Here is a 23,383-nt window from a genome sequence, read left to right as displayed (position 1 = left end):
ACCCGGAGATTCTGACTCCGGGTTTTTTATTAGTTACGATACAGCACCTTAATGATGTGATAACCGAACTGGGTGTGCAGTGGGCCCGTTGGCTCCAGCACTGGGCAGGAGAAGACCACTTTATCAAATGCCGGAACCATCTGGCCCTGACGGAATTCACCGAGGTGGCCGCCTTTTTTACCTGATGGGCACGTAGAGTGCTTCTTCGCCAGTTTCTCGAAGTCGGCGCCGTTTTTAATTTGTTCCAGAAGATCCAGAGCCAGTTTCTCTTCTTTAACAAGGATATGCAGTGCTGCTGCTGTTTTTGCCATGATCGTGCCTTGAGTGGTGTGGTTAAGGCTGGCTATACTACCATGCTCTAAATTTCCCCTCCCGACTTTCATTGAGTGATTTTTATGCGTTTAAACCCCGGACAACAACAAGCCGTCGAATTTGTCACCGGCCCATGCCTGGTGCTGGCGGGGGCTGGCTCCGGGAAAACTCGCGTGATCACCAATAAAATCGCGCATTTGATCCGCGTATGCGGCTATCAGGCTCGGCATATTGCGGCGGTGACCTTTACCAACAAGGCCGCGCGCGAGATGAAAGAACGTGTGGCGCAGACGTTGGGTCGTAAAGAGGCGCGCGGGCTGATGATCTCCACCTTCCATACCCTGGGACTGGATATTATTAAGCGCGAATATGCTGCTTTGGGCATGAAGTCGAACTTTTCATTGTTCGATGACACCGACCAGGTGGCGTTGCTGAAGGAGTTGACTGAAGGGCTCATCGAAGATGATAAGCTGATTCTCCAACAGTTGATCTCGACGATCTCCAACTGGAAAAACGATCTGATGACACCGGCGCAAGCGGCTGCCAGTGCTAAAGGTGAGCGCGATCGTATTTTTGCCCACTGCTACGGTCTGTACGATGCGCACATGAAGGCTTGCAACGTGCTGGACTTCGATGACCTGATCCTGCTGCCGACGCTACTGTTGCAGCGTAATGAAGAAGTGCGCGAGCGCTGGCAAAATAAAATCCGCTATCTGCTGGTGGATGAATACCAGGACACCAACACCAGCCAGTACGAACTGGTGAAGCTGCTGGTGGGTAGCCGAGCGCGTTTTACCGTGGTGGGCGATGACGATCAGTCGATCTATTCCTGGCGCGGTGCGCGTCCGCAAAATCTGGTGCTGCTAAGCAAAGATTTCCCGGCATTACAGGTCGTTAAGCTGGAGCAGAACTACCGTTCTTCCGGACGCATCCTGAAAGCGGCAAACATTCTCATCGCTAATAACCCGCATGTCTTTGAAAAACGACTCTTTTCCGAGCTTGGGTACGGTGCTGAACTTAAAGTATTAAGTGCTAATAACGAAGAGCATGAAGCGGAATGCGTGACCGGCGAACTGATTGCCCATCATTTCGTTAACAAGACGCAGTATAAAGATTACGCGATTTTGTACCGTGGCAACCATCAGTCGCGGGTGTTCGAAAAGTTCCTGATGCAGAACCGCATCCCATACAAAATTTCCGGCGGCACATCGTTTTTCTCCCGTCCGGAGATTAAAGATCTGCTGGCTTATCTGCGGGTGCTGAGTAACCCTGATGATGACAGCGCATTTCTGCGCATCGTGAATACGCCAAAACGTGAAATTGGCCCGGCTACGCTGCAAAAGTTGGGCGAATGGGCGATGACACGTAATAAAAGCCTGTTTACCGCCAGCTTTGATATGGGGCTTAGCCAGACGCTAACCGGGCGTGGCTATGAGTCGCTGACCCGCTTTACACACTGGCTGGGCGAAATTCAGCGTTTGGCCGAGCGCGAACCGATTGCTGCCGTACGCGACCTGATCCACGGTATTGATTACGAATCGTGGCTTTATGAAACCTCACCCAGCCCGAAAGCCGCCGAAATGCGCATGAAAAACGTCAATACGCTGTTTAGCTGGATGACGGAAATGCTTGAAGGTAGTGATATTGATGAGCCGATGACGCTGACCCAGGTGGTCACCCGCTTTACCTTGCGCGACATGATGGAGCGTGGGGAGAGTGAAGAAGACCTGGACCAGGTGCAGTTGATGACGCTGCATGCCTCAAAAGGACTGGAATTCCCGTACGTGTTTATGGTGGGAATGGAAGAGGGTTTTTTGCCCCACCAGAGCAGTATTGATGAAAATAATATCGATGAGGAGCGTCGTCTGGCCTATGTCGGCATCACTCGTGCACAGAAAGAACTGATCTTTACGCTGTGTAAAGAGCGTCGTCAGTACGGTGAGTTGATTCGCCCGGAGCCAAGTCGTTTTCTGCTGGAGTTACCGCAGGACGATATTATCTGGGAGCAGGAGCGAAAAGTGGTGAGCGCGGAGGAACGGATGCAAAAAGGGCAAAATCACCTGGCGAATCTGAAAGCGATGATGGCAGCAAAGCGAGAGAAATCATAGGCTGGATAGGCAGTTACGCCACTATCCAACATCACAATCATTACCGAACTTCTAAAGGCCAGTGGACATAGCTTTGCCACTGGCTTTCCTGATCGATCAGCTCTTTACCCAGCGGATGATGCGCCAACCAGCCTTCAGGCAGCGTTATCGTAAGATGTTCATTCTTCGCATCCAGATGAATTTCTGGCACTAAATCGTCCCGGCGACGGCTGGCAAAAATGATCGCCAGACGTAGCAAACGACAAAGATGTTCCGCGATGCGCGGCGGCACGGCATTTTGCTGGTGTAACGAAGAGAGATCGACCGGGTTGGTCTGGTTGAGTAACAGCGTAGCTAACAGTTTTTTCTGTGCGGGGGTATATCCTGGGAGATCGAGATTGCGCACCAGCCAGGCGGCATGCAGCGGTGCCTGCTTGTACTCCACACTCAAGCCTATTTCGTGCAACTGACAGGCACTTTGTAGCAGTTCGCGACTTATCGCGTCAAGATGCCACTTCTTTTCTACCTGCTCGAAAAATTTACCCGCTAAATTGGCAACGCGATGGGCTTGCTCGGTATCGACCATAAATCGACGCTGAATATTACGCAACGTGCGGCTGCGAATATCTTGATCTACCGGCAAGTGCAGCATGCCATAGACCAAGCCTTCACGTAATGCGCCGCCAGCGAGGGTCATGCATTGGATATTTAACTCAGTGAAAATCGCGATCAGGATTGCCAGTCCACTGGGGAACACTAGCGCACGTTCCAGCGTTAATCCTTCAATTTCCAGCTCTTCAAGACGTCCGCAATGAATGGCGCGCTGCTTTAACTGCTGAAGTTTTGCCAGCGTAATGCGCTCGTCCATGCCCTGCGCCATCATGATTTCCTGTAGCGCCTGTACGGTACCAGAAGCGCCAACGCAGACTTTCCAGCCATGAAAACGCAGCTTATCTGCGATAGGGCGCAGGACTTCACGTGCCGCCTTCTCTGCCTCGTCAAAGTTTTCCTGTGCCAGATTACGATCGGTGAAATACCGTTCAAGCCACGTTACGCAGCCCATTGACAGGCTAAACAAGGAGGTCGTTTGTGCGCCGGAGCCGGTGACCAGTTCGGTACTGGCTCCGCCGATATCGACGACCAGGCGCTGATCGGCACCGCCAGTGGTGTGGGCTACCCCCTGATAAATCAGCCGGGCTTCTTCTTCACCACTAATAACCTGAACGGCACAGCCAAGGATCTCTTGCGCTTTAGCAATAAAAACATCGGCATTGGTGGCGATGCGCAGTGTTGCTGTGGCGACCACACGAATTTGTGGCTGAGGAATATCCTGCAGACGTTCAGCGAACAGGCGTAGACATTGCCAACCGCGCTCCATGGCTTCAGCAGAGAGCGCATTATCACTATTCAGGCCAGCGGCCAGACGTACTTTGCGTTTAATCCGCGTGAGCGTCTGGATGCTTCCCGCCACCTCGCGTACAACCAGCATATGAAAACTATTCGAGCCTAAATCAATTGCGGCGTACAGCGAGGAAGTGCTTAGCATATTTCTTAACCTGAACGACGACGATTACGCGGAGCACCACCGGTACGGCGCGGACCATTGCCTGTGCGCGGTCGCGTCAGGCGCAGCGGCTTCGGCAGATCGGTCATCAGTGCATCCGGGTTATATTTGCTCACCGGAATCGAGTGGCCGATATAGGTCTCGATGGCAGGTAAATTCAACGCATACTCTTCACAGGCAAGGCTGATGGAGTGTCCGCTTGCGCCTGCTCGACCGGTACGACCAATACGGTGAACGTAGTCTTCACAGTCATCCGGCAGGTCATAGTTAAACACATGTGTAACGGCTGGAATATGCAGGCCACGTGCGGCCACGTCTGTCGCTACCAGAATGTCGAGATCGCCACGGGTGAACTCTTCCAGAATGCGCAGACGTTTTTTCTGTGCCACGTCACCGGTGAGCAGCCCTACGCGATGACCGTCAGCAGCAAGGCTGCCCCAGATATCTTCGCAACGGTGTTTGGTGTTTGCAAAAACAATGGCGCGATCTGGCCACTCTTCTTCAATCAGCGTTTGCAGCAAACGCATTTTCTCTTCGTTTGAAGGATAGAAGAGTTCTTCTTTTATACGGTGACCCGTCTTCTGTTCCGGTTCGACTTCAACATACTCGGCGTTGTTCATTTGTTCGAACGCCAGTTCGCGAACGCGGTAAGAAAGGGTTGCGGAAAACAGCATATTCAGACGCTGGTTGGTTGGCGGCATACGACGGAACAGCCAGCGAATATCTTTAATAAAGCCCAGATCGTACATGCGATCGGCTTCATCCAGTACCACCACCTGAATCGCGCCCAGGTTGATGTGGTTCTGTTTTGCGTAGTCAATGAGACGGCCCGTGGTGCCGATAAGAATATCGACGCCGCTTTCCAGCACCTTCAGCTGTTTGTCATAACCGTCGCCGCCATAGGCCAGGCCTAATTTCAGGCCGGTAGTCTGCGCCAGTGGTTCCGCATCGGCGTGGATCTGCACGGCTAACTCACGCGTTGGTGCCATAATTAAGGCACGCGGCTGGTTCACCTTGCGATCGGCAATCGCGGGATGAGAGAGGAGATAATGAAACGTCGACGTCAGAAACGCCATCGTTTTCCCGGTACCGGTTTGCGCCTGCCCTGCAACATCACGACCTGCCAGCGTTAGCGGGAGGGCCAGTGCCTGAATGGGCGTGCAATTATGAAACCCTTTATTTTCAAGGGCTTCTATCACCTGAGGGTGCAGGGCGAAGTCGGAAAACTTCTGTTCTGTTAAATGTGTTTTGCTCATAGTGTGGTAGAATATCAGCTTACTATTGCTTTACGAAAGCGTATCCGGTGAAATAAAGTCAACCTTTGTTGGCGAAGTCAACATCAACACCTAGTTGGTTTATGCTACACCAACACACCAGGCTTATTCCTGTGGAGTTATTATGAGCGATAAAATTATTCACCTGACAGACGACAGTTTTGACACGGATGTACTCAAAGCGGACGGAGCTATCCTCGTTGATTTCTGGGCAGAGTGGTGCGGTCCGTGCAAAATGATCGCTCCAATTCTGGATGAAATCGCTGACGAGTATCAGGGCAAATTGACGGTTGCGAAACTGAACATTGACCAAAACCCAGGCACCGCGCCGAAGTATGGTATCCGTGGCATCCCGACCCTGTTGCTGTTTAAAAACGGTGAAGTTGCGGCGACAAAAGTCGGTGCACTGTCCAAAGGTCAGTTGAAAGAGTTCCTCGACGCTAACCTGGCGTAAGACGGAATTATCAAGTTCGGGCGACCCGATTCCAAAATTCTTCGGATGACTGGACGCCCGACTTGAGTCGTGCTAAGTTAGTGTTGACTTCGTATTAAACATACCTTATTAAGTTTGAATCTTGTTTATCCAATACTTCCCGTTGTTTCTCGCGTGAGAAGTGGACAGATTCCTGGCTTGTCACTCAATCCGTCTTGTCGTTTCAGTTCTGTGTACTTTCCTGTGACCAGACAGCGAACAGACATGAGTCGATGGCCGTAAACAGGCATGGATGACCCTGCCATACCATTCACAACATTAAGTTCGAGATTTACCCCAAGTTTAAGAACTCACACCATTATGAATCTTACCGAATTAAAGAATACGCCGGTTTCTGAGCTGATCACTCTCGGCGAAAATATGGGCCTGGAAAACCTGGCTCGTATGCGCAAGCAGGACATTATTTTTGCCATCCTGAAGCAGCACGCAAAGAGTGGCGAAGATATCTTTGGTGACGGTGTGCTGGAGATATTGCAGGATGGATTTGGTTTCCTCCGTTCTGGAGACAGTTCCTACCTCGCAGGCCCCGACGACATCTACGTATCTCCCAGCCAAATCCGCCGTTTCAACCTCCGCACTGGTGACACCATTTCCGGTAAGATTCGTCCTCCTAAAGAGGGTGAGCGTTACTTTGCATTGTTGAAAGTTAACGAAGTTAACTACGACAAGCCGGAAAATGCGCGTAATAAGATTCTGTTCGAGAACTTAACCCCGCTGCACGCAAACTCACGTCTGCGTATGGAACGTGGTAACGGTTCAACGGAAGACTTAACGGCGCGTGTCCTGGATCTGGCTTCTCCGATCGGTCGCGGTCAGCGTGGTCTGATTGTGGCACCGCCGAAAGCCGGTAAAACCATGCTGCTGCAGAACATTGCACAGAGTATTGCGTACAACCATCCGGATTGCGTACTGATGGTACTGCTGATCGACGAACGTCCGGAAGAAGTGACCGAGATGCAGCGTCTGGTTAAAGGTGAAGTGATTGCTTCCACCTTTGACGAACCAGCATCCCGCCACGTTCAGGTTGCGGAAATGGTTATCGAGAAAGCGAAACGTCTGGTTGAGCACAAGAAAGACGTTATCATCCTGCTCGATTCCATCACTCGTCTGGCGCGTGCCTACAACACCGTGGTACCGGCTTCCGGTAAAGTACTGACCGGTGGTGTGGACGCTAACGCCCTGCATCGTCCGAAACGTTTCTTCGGTGCGGCACGTAACGTGGAAGAGGGCGGAAGCCTGACGATTATCGCGACGGCTCTGGTCGATACCGGCTCTAAAATGGATGAAGTTATCTATGAAGAGTTTAAAGGTACCGGCAACATGGAACTGCACCTCTCGCGTAAGATTGCTGAAAAACGCGTCTTCCCGGCTATCGACTACAACCGTTCCGGTACCCGTAAAGAAGAGTTGCTCACCACTCAGGAAGAGCTGCAGAAAATGTGGATCCTGCGCAAAATCATCCATCCGATGGGTGAGATTGATGCGATGGAATTCCTCATTAATAAGCTGGCGATGACCAAGACCAACGACGACTTCTTCGACATGATGAAACGTTCTTAAGTCGGGCATCCTCTGAAAACGCCACGTTTACGTGGCGTTTTGCTTTTATGTCTGTAACCTAAGTGACACATTAACAACAGTGATATCACTCGTCTTTATTTTGCGTTCGATACATCATTGGTATCGTGTGGCTAATAATTATACAAAACAGGCGTTTCGGAACGGAGTTTCCCTTCTGAATAAAGGTCTTCGTGGTTATACTTCTGCTAATAATTTTCTCTGAGAGCACGCATTGTGAATTTACTGACAGCAAGTACTGATCTCATCAGTATTTTTCTATTCACGACACTGTTCCTTTTTTTTGCGCGTAAGGTCGCAAAAAAGATCGGTTTAGTGGATAAACCTAACTACCGTAAACGCCATCAGGGGCTGATACCGTTGGTTGGGGGAATTTCGGTTTACGCAGGTATTTGCTTCACGTTCTTAATCGCCGATTATTACATCCCACATGCTTCTCTCTACCTTGCCTGTGCCGGTGTGCTGGTCTTTATCGGCGCGCTGGACGATCGTTTTGATATCAGCGTAAAAATTCGCGCTACCATTCAGGCTTTTATCGGCATCATTATGATGTCGGTTGGTAAGCTCTACCTGCTAAGTCTTGGGTATATTTTTGGCCCCTGGGAGATGGTGCTCGGCCCGTTTGGTTATTTCCTTACCCTTTTCGCCGTCTGGGCAGCAATTAACGCGTTCAATATGGTTGATGGGATCGACGGTTTGTTAGGTGGGCTGTCCAGCGTTTCCTTTGTTGCGATGGGGCTTATCCTCTGGTTTGACGGACAAACCAGCCTGGCAATTTGGTGTTTTGCCATGATCGCTGCCATTCTGCCTTATATCCTGCTGAACCTGGGGATCCTTGGACGCCGTTATAAAGTCTTTATGGGTGATGCAGGTAGTACACTGATTGGTTTTACGGTGATTTGGATCCTGCTGGAGACTACCCAAGGACCAACGCATCCAATTAGTCCGGTCACTGCCCTGTGGATTATTGCCATTCCGTTAATGGATATGGTGGCAATCATGTACCGTCGCTTACGTAAGGGCATGAGTCCTTTCTCCCCGGATCGCCAGCACATTCACCATTTAATTATGCGCGCTGGGTTTACCTCCCGGCAGGCTTTTGTCCTGATTACGCTGGCTGCAGCAATTCTGGCTTCCATCGGCGTACTGGCTGAATATTCTCATATCGTCCCGGAATGGGTGATGCTGATCCTCTTTTTACTGGCATTCTGCTTGTACGACATCTGTATTAAACGAGCCTGGAAGGTGGCGAGATTTATCAAGCGTCTGAAACGCAAGCTGCGTAGAAATCGTGAAAGCAATCCAAACTTAACCAAGTAAATTGAGGATACGATGACACAGCCATTACCGGGAGAACATGCCGTGAACACTGAAAATGAACTGGACATCCGTGGGCTGTTTCGGACCTTATGGGCAGGGAAGGCGTGGATTGTCGGTATGGCCTTCGTCTTTGCGCTTGTTGCTCTCGCCTATACGTTTTTTGCACGTCAGGAGTGGAGCGCGACAGCCATTTCTGACCGTCCAACGGTGAATATGTTGGGTGGCTATTACTCTCAACAGCAGTTTTTACGTAATCTGGATATTAAGGCCAGCCTGGCGTCAGCGGATCAACCGTCGGTGATGGACGAAGCGTATAAAGAGTTCGTCATGCAGGTTGCCTCATGGGATACGCGTCGTGAGTTTTGGCAGCAGACAGATTACTTTAAGCAACGGATGGTCGGAAACAGTAAAGCCGATGCGGCATTGCTGGATGAGTTAATCACTAACATTCAGTTTATGCCTGGTGATGCACTGCGCAGTACCAATGACAGCGTGAAGCTGATTGCGGAAACGGCGCCTGATGCCAACAACCTGCTGCGCCAGTATGTGGCGTTTGCCAGCCAGCGAGCGGCAGGTCATCTGAATGATGAGTTAAAAGGCGCGTGGGCTGCGCGTACTGTACAGATGAAGGCGCAGGTTAAACGCCAGGAAGAGGTGGCGAAATCTCTCTTCTCTCGCCGCGTTCATAACATTGAACAGGCGCTCAAAATTGCAGAAATGCATAATATTTCTCGCACTTCAACGGATGTGCCAGCAGATGAATTACCGGAATCTGAGCTGTTTTTACTCGGACGTCCTATGCTGCAAGCGCGACTCGAAAACCTGCAGGCTGTTGGTCCGGAATTCGATCTGGATTATTTCCAAAACAGAGCCATGCTGAATACTCTGAACGTAGGTCCTACTTTGGACCCACGTTTTCAGACCTATCGTTATTTGCGGACGCCGGAAGAACCGGTAAAACGTGATAGCCCACGCCGTGCCTTCCTGATGATTATGTGGGGCATTGTCGGGGCCTTGATCGGCGCAGGTGTCGCGTTAACCCGTCGCCGCCCGATTTAGCAACACCGTTGCAGTGAGGGGCTGGGCCCTCGCTGCCAATCCGAAGAGAATCGATGTGAAAGTACTGACTGTATTTGGCACGCGACCGGAGGCCATCAAGATGGCACCTCTGGTTCATGCGCTGGCAAAAGATCCTCATTTTGAGGCGAAAGTTTGCGTCACTGCGCAGCATCGGGAGATGCTTGATCAGGTGTTGAACCTCTTTTCTATTGTACCTGACTACGATCTCAATATTATGCAGCCAGGTCAGGGGCTCACCGAAATTACCTGTCGAATCCTTGAAGGATTAAAGCCTATTCTGGCTGAGTTTAAACCTGATGTTGTACTGGTACACGGTGATACCACAACGACTATTGCGACCAGTCTGGCCGCGTTTTATCAGCGTATTCCTGTCGGGCATGTTGAAGCTGGGTTGCGAACGGGCGATCTCTATTCACCCTGGCCGGAAGAGGCGAACCGCACGCTGACCGGGCATCTGGCTATGTATCATTTTGCCCCAACAGAAAACTCACGCCAGAACCTGTTACGAGAAAATATTGCCGATGACCGCGTTTTTGTCACCGGCAATACGGTCATTGATGCGTTGATCTGGGTTCGAGATCGCGTACTGGCGAGCGATGAGCTGCGGGCTGAACTGGCTGAGCATTATCCTTTCCTGAGCTCGGATAAAAAGATGATCCTGGTGACAGGTCATCGCCGGGAAAGCTTTGGGCGCGGTTTTGAGCAAATCTGCCATGCGCTGGCAGAAATTGCAGCGGCTAATCAGGATGTGCAAATTGTCTACCCGGTGCACCTGAACCCTAACGTCAGCGAACCGGTTAATCGCATTTTGGGTCACGTTAACAATGTGATTCTGATCGAGCCGCAGGAATACCTGCCGTTTGTCTGGCTGATGAATCATGCCTGGCTGATCCTGACCGATTCTGGTGGTATTCAGGAAGAAGCCCCTTCTCTGGGTAAACCAGTGCTGGTGATGCGAGAAACGACGGAGCGTCCGGAGGCCATTACCGCAGGAACAGTGCGGCTGGTGGGAACAGATCCGCAGCGAATTGTGGAAGAAGTCACGCGTTTACTGCATGACGAAGATGAATATCAGACCATGAGCCGGGCCCATAATCCGTATGGCGATGGGCAAGCGTGTGGTCGCATTTTACACGCTTTAAAAAACAATCGGATATCGCTATGAGTTTTACGACCATTTCTGTCATTGGGCTGGGTTATATCGGGCTGCCAACCGCAGCTGCTTTTGCTTCCCGTCAAAAACACGTGATTGGCGTAGATGTTAATCAGCATGCGGTGGACACCATTAACCGTGGTGAGATCCATATTGTTGAACCTGACCTCGGTGCCGTGGTGAAAACAGCTGTCGAAGAGGGATATCTTCGTGCGACCACCAAACCCGTAGACGCGGACGCATATTTAATTGCTGTGCCTACCCCGTTCAAAGGGGAGCATGAGCCCGATATGGTGTACGTCGAAGCGGCGGCGAAGTCCCTGGCGCCGGTGCTGAAAAAAGGCGCATTGGTGATCCTCGAATCAACGTCACCTGTCGGGGCAACCGAACAGATGGCTGCATGGCTTGCAGAAATGCGACCCGACCTGACGTTCCCGCAGCAGGCTGGAGAAGAGTCGGACGTTAATATTGCCTATTGCCCAGAGCGCGTTCTGCCGGGCCAGGTGATGGTCGAGCTGATTAAAAACGATCGCGTGATTGGCGGGATGACGCCCGTTTGTTCCGCGCGTGCCAGCGAGTTGTACAACATCTTCCTTGAAGGGGAATGCGTGGTGACCAATGCCCGCACTGCGGAAATGTGCAAACTCACTGAAAATAGCTTTCGTGACGTTAACATCGCCTTTGCCAATGAGCTGTCGCTGATTTGCGCCGAACAGGAGATAAACGTCTGGGAACTGATTCGTCTGGCGAACCGACATCCACGCGTCAATATCCTGCAGCCAGGACCGGGCGTCGGCGGCCACTGTATTGCCGTCGATCCGTGGTTTATTGTGGCGCAGAACCCGCAGCAGGCGAAATTAATCCGCACCGCACGTGAAGTGAATGATGGCAAACCTCTGTGGGTTGTTGAGCAGGTAAAAGCCGCCGTGGCGGATTATCTGGCTGAGACGAACAAACGCGCCAGCGAAGTAAAAATAGCCTGTTTTGGCCTGGCATTTAAACCGAATATCGACGATTTACGTGAAAGCCCGGCGATGGGCATCGCGCTAAGCATCGCCCAGTGGCACCGCGGTGAAACGCTGGTGGTGGAACCAAACATCCATCAACTGCCAAAAAAACTGGATGGTCTTTGCTCGCTGGTGAAACTCGGCGATGCGCTGGCAAGCGCCGATGTACTGGTAATGCTGGTCGACCATAATGAATTTAAAGCGATTAAAGGCGATGCAGTTCATCAGCAGTATGTGATTGATACCAAAGGAGTCTGGCGGTGACAATCCGCGCCAGTATTGAGCCGCTGAATTGGGAAAATACGTTCTTTGGCGTGAAGAGCGCCATTGTTCGTTTTGACCCGCATGCGCCGGTACTGACTGTGGAGGCGTTGCTACCCTGGGAACGGGTACAGGCGAAAATTCCTGCGGCAAACACTCAGGAATTAGACGCATTGCAGCAATTGGGTTTCTCTCTGGTCGAAGGGGAGGTGGATTTGGCGCTACCGGTCACGGGCGCTAATGACAATCCCGATGTGCAGGTCGCACAAACTACAGATATCCCGGCGCTACGCCAGTTGGCGGGTCAGGCGTTCGCGCAAAGCCGTTTTCGTACGCCGTGGTACGCGCCAGATGCCAGCGCACGTTTCTACGCGCAGTGGATTGAAAATGCCGTATTGGGCACGTTTGACCATCAGTGTCTCGTTTTTCGCACACAGGCAGGCGAAATTCGCGGCTATGTCTCACTGCGTGAACTGAATGATACCGACGCGCGCATTGGCCTGCTGGCCGGTCGCGGTGCGGGCGCAGAACTGATGCAGGCTGCGATTTGCTGGGCGCAGGTCCGCGGTAAAACAACATTGCGCGTGGCGACCCAGATGGGCAACACCGCCGCGCTTAAACGTTATATACAGAGCGGTGCCAATGTAGAAAGCACTGCGTACTGGTTATACAGGTGACAAAATGATTCCATTTAACGCACCGCCGGTGGTGGGCACTGAGCTTGATTATATGCAGTCTGCGATGAGCAGCGGCAAACTATGCGGTGACGGTGGATTTACCCGTCGTTGCCAGCAATGGCTGGAGCAGCATTTTGGCAGCGCGAAAGTGCTGCTGACGCCGTCCTGTACTGCCTCGCTTGAGATGGCGGCACTGTTACTGGATATCCAGTCTGGCGATGAAGTGATTATGCCGAGCTACACGTTTGTCTCTACCGCCAACGCCTTCGTGCTGCGCGGGGCAAAAATCGTCTTTGTGGATATCCGCCCGGATACGATGAACATTGATGAAACGCTGATTGAAGCGGCAATAACCGACAAAACCCGTGCTATCGTGCCGGTGCATTACGCGGGCGTTGCCTGCGAAATGGATACCATTATGGCGCTGGCGGCAAAGTACAACCTGTTTGTGGTGGAAGATGCCGCTCAGGGCGTCATGTCGACCTACAAAGGTCGGGCGCTGGGAACAATTGGTCACATCGGCTGCTTTAGCTTCCACGAAACGAAAAACTACACCGCGGGTGGTGAAGGTGGTGCGACGCTGATTAACGATAAAAAGTTAATTGAACGTGCAGAGATCATCCGTGAAAAAGGGACGAACCGTAGCCAGTTCTTTCGTGGTCAGGTAGATAAGTATACCTGGCGAGATATTGGTTCCAGCTATTTGATGTCCGATCTGCAAGCCGCCTATCTATGGGCACAACTGGAAGCGGCGGATCGTATTAATCAGCAGCGTCTGGCGCTGTGGCAGAATTATTACGATGCGCTGGAACCGTTGGCGCGCGCCGGGCGTATTGATCTGCCCTCCATACCGGATGGTTGCGTGCAGAACGCCCATATGTTTTACATCAAGCTGCGCGATATCGACGATCGCAGCGCGTTGATTAATTTCCTGAAAGAAGCCGAAATCATGGCGGTGTTCCACTATATCCCGCTGCATGATTGCCCCGCAGGCGATAAATTTGGCGAGTTTGTGGGTGTTGATCGTTACACTACCAAAGAGAGCGAGCGTCTGCTGCGTTTGCCGCTGTTTTACAATCTGTCGCCGGTTAACCAGCGCACAGTGATTACGACCTTACTGAACTACTTCGCCTGAGATGTCGCTTGCTAAAGCGTCCCTGTGGACTGCAGCCAGTACGCTGGTAAAAATTGGTGTGGGCTTGCTGGTCGTGAAGCTGCTGGCCGTTTCATTTGGCCCGGCGGGTGTGGGTCAGGCGGGTAATTTCCGCCAGATGGTCACCGTGCTGGGCGTGCTGGCGGGCGCCGGAATTTTCAACGGCGTCACGAAGTACGTTGCGCAGCACCATGACGATCCAGCGCGGTTACGCAACGTGGTCGGCACCTCTTCTGCGATGGTGCTGGGGTTCTCCACGCTTATGGCCGCCATTTTTTTGCTGGCGGCAGCGCCGATCAGCCAGGGATTGTTTGGACATACCCATTATCAGGGGCTGGTGCGATTGGTTGCGCTGGTACAGATGGGCATTGCCTGGGCTAACCTGCTGCTGGCGCTGATGAAAGGCTTCCGCGATGCAGCAGGTAATGCGCTGTCGCTGATTGTCGGTAGCCTGGTGGGCGTGGTGGCCTATTATGGCTGCTATCGTCTCGGAGGCTACGAAGGCGCGTTGCTGGGGCTGGCTCTGGTGCCTGCGCTGGTGGTGATCCCCGCGGCAGCGATGTTGATTAAACGTGGGACTATCCCACTACATTACCTGAAACCCTGCTGGGATAACGGTCTGGCCGGTCAGTTAAGCAAGTTTACGCTGATGGCGTTGATCACCTCCGTGACGCTGCCGGTGGCGTACGTGATGATGCGAAACTTGCTGGCTGCGCATTACAGCTGGGATGATGTTGGGATCTGGCAAGGGGTGAGTAGCATTTCCGATGCGTATCTGCAATTTATCACCGCCTCATTCAGCGTTTACTTGCTGCCGACGCTGTCGCGTTTGACTGAAAAGCATGACATTTCGCGCGAGGTGGTGAAGTCGCTGAAGTTTGTGCTGCCGGCGGTTGCCGCTGCGAGTTTTACCGTCTGGCTGCTGCGTGACTTTGCTATCTGGCTACTGTTTTCCGCGAAATTTATCGCGATGCGAGATTTGTTTGCCTGGCAGCTGGTGGGCGATGTCCTGAAAGTGGGGGCCTACGTTTTTGGTTATCTGGTGATCGCGAAAGCGTCGCTGCGGTTTTATATTTTGGCTGAAATTAGCCAGTTCACTTTATTGACGGCATTTGCCCACTGGCTGATCCCCGCACACGGTGCTCTGGGAGCAGCCCAGGCGTATATGGCAACGTATGTGGTCTATTTCTCTCTCTGTTGCGGCGTATTTTTACTCTGGCGTAGGCGGGCATGACAGTATTGATTCACGTTCTGGGATCGGATATCCCTCACCATAACCAAACTGTACTGCGGTTTTTCAACGATTCGTTAGCCGCGACGAGCAAACACGCGCGCGTGTTTATGGTTGCCGGCCAGGATGCGGGACTCAGCGAGAGCTGCCCGGCGTTAGCGCTGAGTTTCTACGGTGGAAAAAAGGCGCTTGCAGAGGCGGTTATCAAGAAAGCGAAAGCGGATCGTCAACAGCGTTTCTTCTTCCACGGTCAGTTCAATACCAGCCTGTGGCTGGCGCTGCTGAGTGGGGGAATTAAACCTGAGCAGTTTTACTGGCACATCTGGGGCGCCGATCTGTATGAAGTCTCCAGTGGGCTGAAATTCCGCCTGTTTTATCCGATCCGTCGCATGGCGCAAAACCGCGTAGGCTGCGTATTTGCCACTCGTGGGGATTTACGCTATTTCTCCGAACAACATCCGCACGTCCGTGGCGAGCTGCTCTATTTCCCAACGCGCATGGATCCGTCGCTCAATACGATGAGCAACGGGTGCGAACGCAGCGGGAAAATAACGGTTTTGGTGGGGAACTCCGGCGATCGCAGTAATGATCATATTGCCGCGCTGCGCGCCGTGCATCAGCAGTTTGGCGATACGGTGAACGTGATTGTGCCCATGGGCTATCCTGCCAATAATGCGGCGTATATTGATGAAGTTCGTCAGGCTGGTCTGGCATTGTTTAGCGCGGAAAATCTGCAAATACTCAACGAAAAGCTGGAATTTGATGCTTATCTGGCGTTACTACGCCAGTGCGATTTGGGCTACTTTATTTTTGCCCGTCAGCAAGGGATTGGAACCTTGTGTCTGTTGATCCAGGCCGGTATCCCGTGTGTGCTTAACCGCGAAAACCCCTTCTGGCAGGATATGGCAGAACAAAATCTGCCGGTATTGTTTACGACAGATGAACTCAATGAAGGTATTGTGCGAGAAGCGCAACGCCAGCTGGCCTTGGTCGATAAAAGCGCCATTACCTTCTTTAGCCCGAATTACCTGCAACCGTGGCATAACGCGCTGAAAATTGCTTCTGGAGAGACGGTATGAGTCTGATGCAATTCAGCGGTCTGTTGGTGGTGTGGCTGCTCTCCACGCTGTTTATTGCCACGTTGACCTGGTTTGAGTTCCGACGCGTACGTTTTAACTTCAATGTGTTCTTCTCATTGCTGTTTTTATTAACGTTTTTCTTCGGTTTCCCGCTGACCAGCGTGTTGGTGTTCCGCTTCGACGTCGCGGTGGCTCCGCCGGAAATTCTGTTGCAGGCGTTGCTTTCTGCCGCCTGTTTCTATGCCGTCTACTATGTAACCTATAAAACCCGCTTACGCCGGCGAGTGGCGGAAAAACCGCGTAAACCGCTGTTTACTATCAATCGCGTTGAGGCTCATCTGACGTGGATAATATTGATGGCCATCGCGCTGGTTAGCGTGGGCATATTCTTTATGCACAACGGTTTTCTGCTGTTCAGACTGCAGTCTTACAGTCAGATCTTCTCCAGTGAAGTCTCTGGTGTGGCACTGAAGCGCTTCTTCTACTTCTTCATTCCGGCAATGCTGGTGGTTTACTTCTTGCGTCAGGACAGCAAAGCGTGGCTATTTTTCCTGGTGAGCACTGTCGCGTTTGGCTTGCTGACCTATATGATTGTGGGTGGCACGCGCGCCAATATCATCATCGCCTTTGCCATCTTCCTGTTTATCGGCATTATTCGCGGCTGGATTTCGCTGTGGATGCTGGCGGCAGCAGGCGTGCTGGGCATTGTCGGGATGTTCTGGCTGGCGCTGAAGCGCTATGGCATGAACGTCAGCGGCGACGAAGCGTTTTATACTTTCTTGTACCTGACGCGCGACACCTTCTCGCCGTGGGAAAATCTGGCGCTGTTGCTGCAGAATTACCACAATATTGAGTTCCAGGGGCTAGCCCCGATCGTGCGTGATTTTTACGTGTTTATCCCCAGTTGGCTGTGGCCAGGACGACCGAGCATCGTACTCAACTCCGCAAACTATTTCACCTGGGAAGTGTTGAACAACCACTCAGGTCTGGCGATTTCGCCTACGTTGATTGGTTCGCTGGTGGTGATGGGCGGGGCGTTATTTATCCCGTTAGGTGCGATTGTGGTTGGGCTTATCATCAAATGGTTCGACTGGCTGTACGAATTAGGTAACCGGGAGACAAATCGCTATAAGGCGGCGATTTTGCACAGCTTCTGTTTTGGTGCCATTTTCAATATGATCGTTTTGGCACGAGAAGGGTTGGATTCGTTTGTCTCGCGAGTGGTCTTTTTCCTCGTGATTTTTGGTGTCTGTTTACTTGTGGCAAAACTGTTGTTCTGGTTGTTTGACAGTGCCGGACTTATTCATAAACGCATAAAATCGCTGCCCCGGACACAGGTTGAAGGATAGTAATGACTGATAACACCACTGCGCCGCTGTATTCACTGCGCGGATTACAACTGATTGGCTGGCGCGATATGCAGCATGCGCTGAATTACCTGTTTGCCGAAGGACACCTCAGACAGGGAACGCTGGTGGCGATCAATGCCGAGAAGATACTGACAGCGGAAGATAATCCTGAAGTTCGCGCGCTGATTGATGCCGCAGAATTCAAATACGCGGATGGGATTAGCGTGGTGCGATCTGTGCGCAAAAAATTCCCACAGGCCCAGGTATCACGCGTGGCCGGTGCCGATCTCTGGGAAGCATTGATGGCGCGTGCCGGCCAGGAAGGAACGCCGGTCTTCCTGGTAGGCGGCAAGCCAGAGGTTCTGGTGCAAACAGAAGCAAAACTGTGTGCGCAGTGGAACGTTAATATTGTAGGCAGCCAGGACGGTTATTTTACGCCGCAACAGCGTCAGGCACTGTTTCAGCGCATTCACGAAAGCGGTGCGCAGATTGTTACAGTGGCGATGGGCTCGCCGAAACAAGAAATTTTTATGCGTGATTGCCGCCTGGTCCACCCTGATGCGCTGTATATGGGTGTGGGGGGTACCTATGACGTATTTACCGGTCACGTAAAGCGTGCGCCAAAAGTCTGGCAAAATCTCGGACTGGAGTGGCTGTACCGCCTGTTGTCGCAGCCGAGCCGTATTACCCGTCAACTTCGCTTACTACGCTATCTACGCTGGCATTATACCGGCAATCTCTGAGTCCTTCACTTCTCTGCTACGTAGCGCATTCTGCTGAGTGCGCTACTTATTCACAACATAATCGCTGATTTCTCACACAATCTATTCATTTTTTAAATGCTTTAATTGCCATTTAAGCGATTTTAGGAAACCATTCGCAACAATCATTACAGTGCTGTGGTGTTTTTGGTGCCAGCCGTGCAGCGGTCGGCGCCGTATGGCCTGTTATGGCAAAAAAACGATGTACCCATAACGATAACCGGTCATACCGGAAAGCATGCAAACACAACAAGAGGATTTATGGCAGAGAGTAAACCTGAGCTACAGCGTGGGCTGGAGGCTCGTCATATCGAATTAATTGCCCTTGGTGGCACCATTGGCGTCGGATTGTTTATGGGGGCCGCCAGTACCCTGAAATGGGCGGGACCGTCGGTTCTGTTGGCGTATATTGTCGCTGGGCTGTTCGTCTTTTTCATTATGCGTTCCATGGGCGAGATGCTGTTTCTGGAGCCCGTTGCCGGTTCATTCGCGGTTTATGCCCACCGTTATATTAGCCCCTTCTTTGGTTATCTCACCGCCTGGTCGTACTGGTTTATGTGGATGGCGGTGGGGATCTCGGAGATTACCGCCATTGGCGTCTACGTTCAGTTCTGGTTCCCGGAAATGGCGCAATGGATACCCGCACTGATTGCTGTCGGACTGGTTGCGTTGGCAAACCTCGCCGCAGTTCGCCTGTATGGTGAAATTGAATTCTGGTTTGCCATGATCAAAGTGACCACCATCATTGTGATGATCGTCATTGGGGTCGGCGTTATCTTCTTCGGCTTCGGTAATGGCGGTCAGGCGATTGGCTTTGGCAACCTGACCGAGCACGGCGGCTTCTTTGCCGGTGGCTGGAAAGGCTTCCTGACAGCGTTGTGTATCGTGGTGGCCTCTTACCAGGGCGTGGAGCTGATTGGTATCACGGCGGGTGAAGCCAAAAACCCACAGGTCACGTTGCGTAGTGCGGTAGGGAAAGTGCTGTGGCGTATCCTGATTTTCTACGTCGGCGCGATTTTCGTTATTGTCACCATCTTCCCGTGGAATGAGATTGGTAGCAACGGTAGCCCATTTGTTCTCACGTTTGCCAAAATTGGTATTACTGCTGCGGCTGGGATCATTAACTTCGTGGTACTGACCGCCGCGCTCTCTGGTTGTAACAGCGGGATGTATAGCTGTGGTCGTATGCTGTACGCGCTGGCGAAGAATCGTCAGTTGCCCGCGGTTGTTGGAAAAGTCTCTCGCCATGGCGTGCCGGTTGCCGGCGTGGCGATTTCTATCGCCATCTTGCTGATTGGCTCGTGCCTGAACTACATCATTCCGAATCCGCAGCGTGTATTTGTGTATGTCTATAGCGCCAGCGTGTTGCCGGGGATGGTGCCATGGTTTGTGATCCTGATAAGCCAGTTGCGTTTTCGCAAGGCGCACAAAGACGCGATAGCCAGCCATCCTTTCCGCTCTATTCTGTTCCCGTGGGCGAATTATTTGACGATGGTGTTCCTGATTTGCGTATTAATCGGTATGTACTTTAATGAAGATACCCGAATGTCGCTGTTTGTTGGCATGGGGTTCTTACTGGCCGTGACGCTCATTTATAAGGTTTTTGGTCTGCACCGACATGGGATTAGCCAAAAATCGCATGAATAAGCGACAAAACGCACAAACCATGACCAAACGATAATTTATTTTAAAAAAGCACTAGACAGCAGACCGAGACCTCCGTAATATCCAGCCCCGCAACGGCGCTAAGCGCCCGTAGCTCAGCTGGATAGAGCGCTGCCCTCCGGAGGCAGAGGTCTCAGGTTCGAATCCTGTCGGGCGCACCATTTAGTGAGGTGCCGGAGCTGCGGTGGTTTTAATACCGCGTAAAAGATTTGCAGTGGTGGCTATAGCTCAGTTGGTAGAGCCCTGGATTGTGATTCCAGTTGTCGTGGGTTCGAATCCCATTAGCCACCCCATTAATTTAAAGTTGTGAAATGCGAAGGTGGCGGAATTGGTAGACGCGCTAGCTTCAGGTGTTAGTGTTCTTACGGACGTGGGGGTTCAAGTCCCCCCCCTCGCACCACGACTTAAAGAATTGAACTAAAAATTCAAAAAAGCAGTAAAACGGCGAGTAGCGCAGCTTGGTAGCGCAACTGGTTTGGGACCAGTGGGTCGGAGGTTCGAATCCTCTCTCGCCGACCAATTTTGAACCCCGCTTCGGCGGGGTTTTTTGTTTTCTGATTTTCCCTTCTCTGCGTTTAGCGTCCAAATTACCTGTAGTCTTAAAAAGTCCAAATACCTGGTTTTTGCAGTGTAATCGCAGCACGTGCTGTGTATAATATGCGCCGTAGATGCTCATTCCATCTCTTATGTTCGCCATCAGGCCTCATAAACTCAGGAATGACGCAGAGCCGTTTACGGTGCTTATCGTCCACTGACAGATGTCGCGTTAGCCTCATCAAACACCATGGACATAACGTTGAGTGAAGCACCCATTTATGTTGTCATACAGACCTGTTTAACGCCTGCTCCAAAAGAGCGGGCGTTTTTTTATGCCTGTGCATCTCGAATGACTTTGTGTACATCATTGAAATGCCCGGTCAGCGAATCGCCGCCGGGCAATGGGGAATTACTGCGGGGGATTGTTGTTCTGCAGCGTTAGCATCAGGCCATCACGACGCATTGTCGCGGCTTCTTCCGGCTGATGCAGTCTGTCCAGCGCGTCGGCAAGCCAGGCGTAGTCGTAGGCATCTGGACGCTGTTTAAGGGCCGCACGGAAGGCGAGCGTAGCTTCCTGCCATTCACCGTGCTTCATCAATGACTGACCGAGCGTACTCCACAACAGCGGGCGATCACCCACGGCTTTAATCTGCTGGCGCAGCACTTTTTCTATCTGCTCAGGATTGTTGGTTTTCAGACGCGGAATGGGCAGTACCAGACGGTCGTCATACTGACGTTTCAGTCCGTCGATAATGATTTGCTGTGCCGTATCATGATCGTCGCACTCAATCAGATGTTCAGCCATTGCCACCTGCAGGGCAACCTGATGACGGGTTTTACGGTTCTGGTTTTTCCACCAGGTCCGTAATCCTTCACTACCCTGATCGGCGCGAACCTGATCCATCAGACCAACCCAGGCTTGTTGCTCCAGCATGGCACGGTGTTCTTCATCACCCACACGCGCTTTAGCCATGGAAGGAATGATGTCCAGTAAGGAACTCCATGCACCAGTGCGAATGTAAGCCTGCTCAGCCAGACGCAGCACTTCCGGATGACGTGGCGTCACTTCCAGCAGTTTGTCTACACTGTGGCGCGCGGCATGGTTCTCATTGCGGGCCAACTGCAGGCGAACGCGGGCGATCTCTACCGGGATCGTATCGTTCCCGGCCAGTTCTGCTGCGCGCTCGAGGTGCTGATTGGCGCGAGCTTCATCACCGCGTTGCTGAGCGGCTTCTGCCGCCAGAAGGTAATTCACGACCGGTTGTTCTGCGTGATCGGCATTTTTCGACATCAACTTTTCAACCTGCTGATAGTCGCCTTCTGCCAGCTTGAGCAACGCCTGTTCAGTCTGCTTACGTGCACGACGACGCTTACGGCCGACAAACCAGCCGCGCGTATGCGCACCAGTGCGGAAAATACGGCGCATCAGCCATTCAATCGCAAACAGAATTACCATGGCGATGATCAAAATGATCACCAGACCCGTCACGCTGGTTTCGATATTGTAGTTATCCGTCTGGATCAGCACGTAGCCCTGATGACCGGCGATCATCGGACCCACGACGATCCCGGCGATCAGCAGCACAAAGAGCAATAATACTTTTAGCATCATTATTCTCCCTGCGGCACAGTTGCCGGTGTATCAGTCTGAGGTGCAGGTGCAGGTGCAGGTGCAGCCTCGGCCGGAGAGGTTGTCGGCTGGGCCAGTAAATTACGCACGCGGGTCTGCATGAGTTTCTCGAGAATGGCCTGGCTCTGCAGCGTGTCTGGCACGTTCATGCTGATGCTTTGCTGGCTCAGCTGATCCACTTCGTCAAGAAACGCTTTGGTGGTTGCATCGTCGGTGTCGTAGTAGGCGCGTACCCAGGTGGAGACATTTTCCAGCGCCTGGCGATAGGTCTCTTCCTGATGACGCGGCACGGCCTGCGCGGCTACTAACAGACGGGAACGGATATTTTCGCGCAGATAAACGTCCTGGTTCGGTGCCAGTAGTGGGACGGCGGTTTCATCGCGACGGCGAATGGTAATAAAGCTGTCCATAAAGTTCTGCCAGCTTTTTTGCAGATTGACGCGCCATTCGCTAATGGAGCTGGAAAGCTCGCTGCTGTCGGAGTCCATCGGTGAATCGTCGGTGTCGTTGTCGGCCAGACGCAGGTTATCAATCTGATTAGAGAGCTGATTCACTTTCAGGATAATGCCGTCGTAGTCGACTTGTGAAACCGCAGACAGGCTGGCGATATCATCGGTAATCGCGCGACGGGCGGTAATCAAACTGGGATCGTTCATATCCGCCAGGCTGGCGTCGGCACTTTTCAGTAACGCCGCAGCGGTGGTAACGTCCTGATCGCTCCATAATTTGCGACCGGCCAGTTTCACCAGGAAATCAGCCTGTGCCAGCAGCCAGGTTTTTGCATCACTGCCGGAGATGGTGGCGACTCTCTGCTGGACTTCATCAAGCTGTTTGACCAGCGCGGCCTGCTGGCGACTGGCTTCATCCAGCTGCGTTGCCTGCTGTTTAATAATGCTTTCCAGCTCGCTCTTCTGGCTGTCCTGCGCTTTTTGCAGCGCGGTGAGCTGATTTGCCAGCGCATCGCTGGTTGCGGTCTGCGTTGTTGCCTGCTGTTTCCCCCAGCCATACAGACCCACGCCCGCCGCCAGAGCAATAGCAATCGCCACTGCGCTCAGGATCAGCGCGGTGCTGTTGTGGTTCTTTTTTTCTGCTTTGACTGGCTGTGGCGTGGTTTCCACGGCCTCCCTGGTCTCTTCAACCACGGCGGAGGATTTTTCTTGTTCCGTCATTAT

20 protein-coding genes and 4 tRNA genes are annotated in these 23,383 nt (G+C 52.2%); 19 read left to right on the top strand and 5 right to left on the bottom strand.

What is annotated here, in order from left to right:
• Nucleotides 1–29: 29 nt before the first annotated feature.
• Nucleotides 30–311: a peptidylprolyl isomerase PpiC gene (gene ppiC / locus E4Z61_RS16790; protein ID WP_015960967.1), complete on the bottom strand. Its 282-nt coding sequence runs from the start codon at nt 309–311 to the stop codon at nt 30–32.
• 84 nt (nt 312–395) lie between these two features.
• Between ppiC and rep the strand changes: the two genes are divergently transcribed.
• Entirely contained in the window at nt 396–2,420 is a 2,025-nt protein-coding gene (rep, locus tag E4Z61_RS16785) for a DNA helicase Rep (protein ID WP_135323751.1), read from the top strand.
• Between the two features lie 40 nt (nt 2,421–2,460).
• Here the strand turns inward: rep and gppA are convergent, their stop codons facing one another.
• Together gppA and rhlB are read right to left on the bottom strand one after the other, a co-directional pair.
• Nucleotides 2,461–3,945 (bottom strand): guanosine-5'-triphosphate,3'-diphosphate diphosphatase, encoded by a 1,485-nt coding sequence (gene gppA / locus E4Z61_RS16780; protein ID WP_135323750.1) that lies wholly within the window; start codon nt 3,943–3,945, stop codon nt 2,461–2,463.
• Between the two features lie 5 nt (nt 3,946–3,950).
• Nucleotides 3,951–5,219: an ATP-dependent RNA helicase RhlB gene (rhlB, locus tag E4Z61_RS16775; RefSeq protein ID WP_135323749.1), complete on the bottom strand. Its 1,269-nt coding sequence runs from the start codon at nt 5,217–5,219 to the stop codon at nt 3,951–3,953.
• 142 nt (nt 5,220–5,361) lie between these two features.
• On the opposite strand from rhlB, the gene trxA reads away from it, so the two are divergent.
• The 18 genes from trxA (at nt 5,362) to E4Z61_RS16685 (ending at nt 20,563) form a co-directional block, all read left to right on the top strand.
• Nucleotides 5,362–5,691, top strand: coding sequence for a thioredoxin TrxA (trxA, locus tag E4Z61_RS16770; protein WP_001280776.1), 330 nt, complete (start codon nt 5,362–5,364; stop codon nt 5,689–5,691).
• Nucleotides 5,692–5,844: 153 nt separating this feature from the next.
• Nucleotides 5,845–5,952, top strand: a complete 108-nt coding sequence (locus E4Z61_RS16765) for a rho operon leader peptide (protein ID WP_135323748.1) — start codon at nt 5,845–5,847, stop codon at nt 5,950–5,952.
• Between the two features lie 78 nt (nt 5,953–6,030).
• Complete coding sequence (gene rho / locus E4Z61_RS16760; protein WP_096758948.1) at nt 6,031–7,290, top strand: transcription termination factor Rho; 1,260 nt, start codon at nt 6,031–6,033, stop codon at nt 7,288–7,290.
• 234 nt (nt 7,291–7,524) lie between these two features.
• Complete coding sequence (gene wecA / locus E4Z61_RS16755) at nt 7,525–8,628, top strand: UDP-N-acetylglucosamine--undecaprenyl-phosphate N-acetylglucosaminephosphotransferase (protein ID WP_135323747.1); 1,104 nt, start codon at nt 7,525–7,527, stop codon at nt 8,626–8,628.
• A 12-nt stretch (nt 8,629–8,640) separates the two neighbouring features.
• A complete protein-coding gene (wzzE, locus tag E4Z61_RS16750; protein WP_135323746.1) occupies nt 8,641–9,687 on the top strand; it encodes an ECA polysaccharide chain length modulation protein in 1,047 nt (348 codons plus the stop codon).
• Nucleotides 9,688–9,742: 55 nt separating this feature from the next.
• The gene (gene wecB / locus E4Z61_RS16745; RefSeq protein ID WP_135323745.1) at nt 9,743–10,873 is read left to right on the top strand and encodes a non-hydrolyzing UDP-N-acetylglucosamine 2-epimerase; all 1,131 of its coding nucleotides are present in this window, start codon (nt 9,743–9,745) and stop codon (nt 10,871–10,873) included.
• Nucleotides 10,870–12,132, top strand: a complete 1,263-nt coding sequence (wecC, locus tag E4Z61_RS16740) for a UDP-N-acetyl-D-mannosamine dehydrogenase (RefSeq protein WP_135323744.1) — start codon at nt 10,870–10,872, stop codon at nt 12,130–12,132. The genes wecB and wecC overlap by 4 nt, the downstream gene beginning before the upstream one ends.
• Nucleotides 12,129–12,806, top strand: coding sequence for a dTDP-4-amino-4,6-dideoxy-D-galactose acyltransferase (gene rffC, locus E4Z61_RS16735; RefSeq protein WP_135323743.1), 678 nt, complete (start codon nt 12,129–12,131; stop codon nt 12,804–12,806). Before wecC ends, rffC begins: the two co-directional genes overlap by 4 nt.
• A 4-nt stretch (nt 12,807–12,810) precedes the next feature.
• Nucleotides 12,811–13,941 (top strand): dTDP-4-amino-4,6-dideoxygalactose transaminase, encoded by a 1,131-nt coding sequence (gene rffA / locus E4Z61_RS16730; RefSeq protein ID WP_135323742.1) that lies wholly within the window; start codon nt 12,811–12,813, stop codon nt 13,939–13,941.
• A gap of 1 nt (nt 13,942) precedes the next feature.
• The gene (wzxE, locus tag E4Z61_RS16725) at nt 13,943–15,193 is read left to right on the top strand and encodes a lipid III flippase WzxE (protein ID WP_135323741.1); all 1,251 of its coding nucleotides are present in this window, start codon (nt 13,943–13,945) and stop codon (nt 15,191–15,193) included.
• The gene (locus tag E4Z61_RS16720; protein ID WP_135323740.1) at nt 15,190–16,269 is read left to right on the top strand and encodes a TDP-N-acetylfucosamine:lipid II N-acetylfucosaminyltransferase; all 1,080 of its coding nucleotides are present in this window, start codon (nt 15,190–15,192) and stop codon (nt 16,267–16,269) included. Before wzxE ends, E4Z61_RS16720 begins: the two co-directional genes overlap by 4 nt.
• Nucleotides 16,266–17,618, top strand: coding sequence for an ECA oligosaccharide polymerase (wzyE, locus tag E4Z61_RS16715; protein ID WP_135323739.1), 1,353 nt, complete (start codon nt 16,266–16,268; stop codon nt 17,616–17,618). The genes E4Z61_RS16720 and wzyE overlap by 4 nt, the downstream gene beginning before the upstream one ends.
• 2 nt (nt 17,619–17,620) lie before the next feature.
• A complete protein-coding gene (gene wecG / locus E4Z61_RS16710; protein ID WP_135323738.1) occupies nt 17,621–18,361 on the top strand; it encodes a lipopolysaccharide N-acetylmannosaminouronosyltransferase in 741 nt (246 codons plus the stop codon).
• 279 nt (nt 18,362–18,640) lie between these two features.
• Nucleotides 18,641–20,026 (top strand): bifunctional threonine/serine APC transporter ThrP, encoded by a 1,386-nt coding sequence (thrP, locus tag E4Z61_RS16705; protein WP_135323737.1) that lies wholly within the window; start codon nt 18,641–18,643, stop codon nt 20,024–20,026.
• 102 nt (nt 20,027–20,128) lie between these two features.
• A tRNA-Arg gene (locus E4Z61_RS16700) sits at nt 20,129–20,205 on the top strand.
• Nucleotides 20,206–20,261: 56 nt separating this feature from the next.
• A tRNA-His gene (locus E4Z61_RS16695) sits at nt 20,262–20,337 on the top strand.
• Between the two features lie 20 nt (nt 20,338–20,357).
• Nucleotides 20,358–20,444: transfer RNA gene (locus E4Z61_RS16690), tRNA-Leu, on the top strand.
• A 42-nt stretch (nt 20,445–20,486) separates the two neighbouring features.
• A tRNA-Pro gene (locus E4Z61_RS16685) sits at nt 20,487–20,563 on the top strand.
• Between the two features lie 427 nt (nt 20,564–20,990).
• Here the strand turns inward: E4Z61_RS16685 and hemY are convergent.
• Nucleotides 20,991–22,190 carry a protoheme IX biogenesis protein HemY gene (gene hemY, locus E4Z61_RS16680; protein ID WP_167817584.1) on the bottom strand — a complete coding sequence of 400 codons (1,200 nt, stop codon included), beginning with the start codon at nt 22,188–22,190 and terminating at the stop codon, nt 20,991–20,993.
• A 2-nt stretch (nt 22,191–22,192) separates the two neighbouring features.
• Nucleotides 22,193–23,380, bottom strand: a complete 1,188-nt coding sequence (gene hemX, locus E4Z61_RS16675) for a uroporphyrinogen-III C-methyltransferase (protein WP_135323735.1) — start codon at nt 23,378–23,380, stop codon at nt 22,193–22,195.
• Nucleotides 23,381–23,383 lie beyond the last annotated feature (3 nt).

Origin of the sequence: Citrobacter tructae, assembly GCF_004684345.1 — a bacterium.
GTDB lineage: Bacteria > Pseudomonadota > Gammaproteobacteria > Enterobacterales > Enterobacteriaceae > Citrobacter > Citrobacter tructae.
Note: the sequence above shows the minus strand (reverse complement) of the source record. Positions and strands in the feature narration are given on the sequence as shown.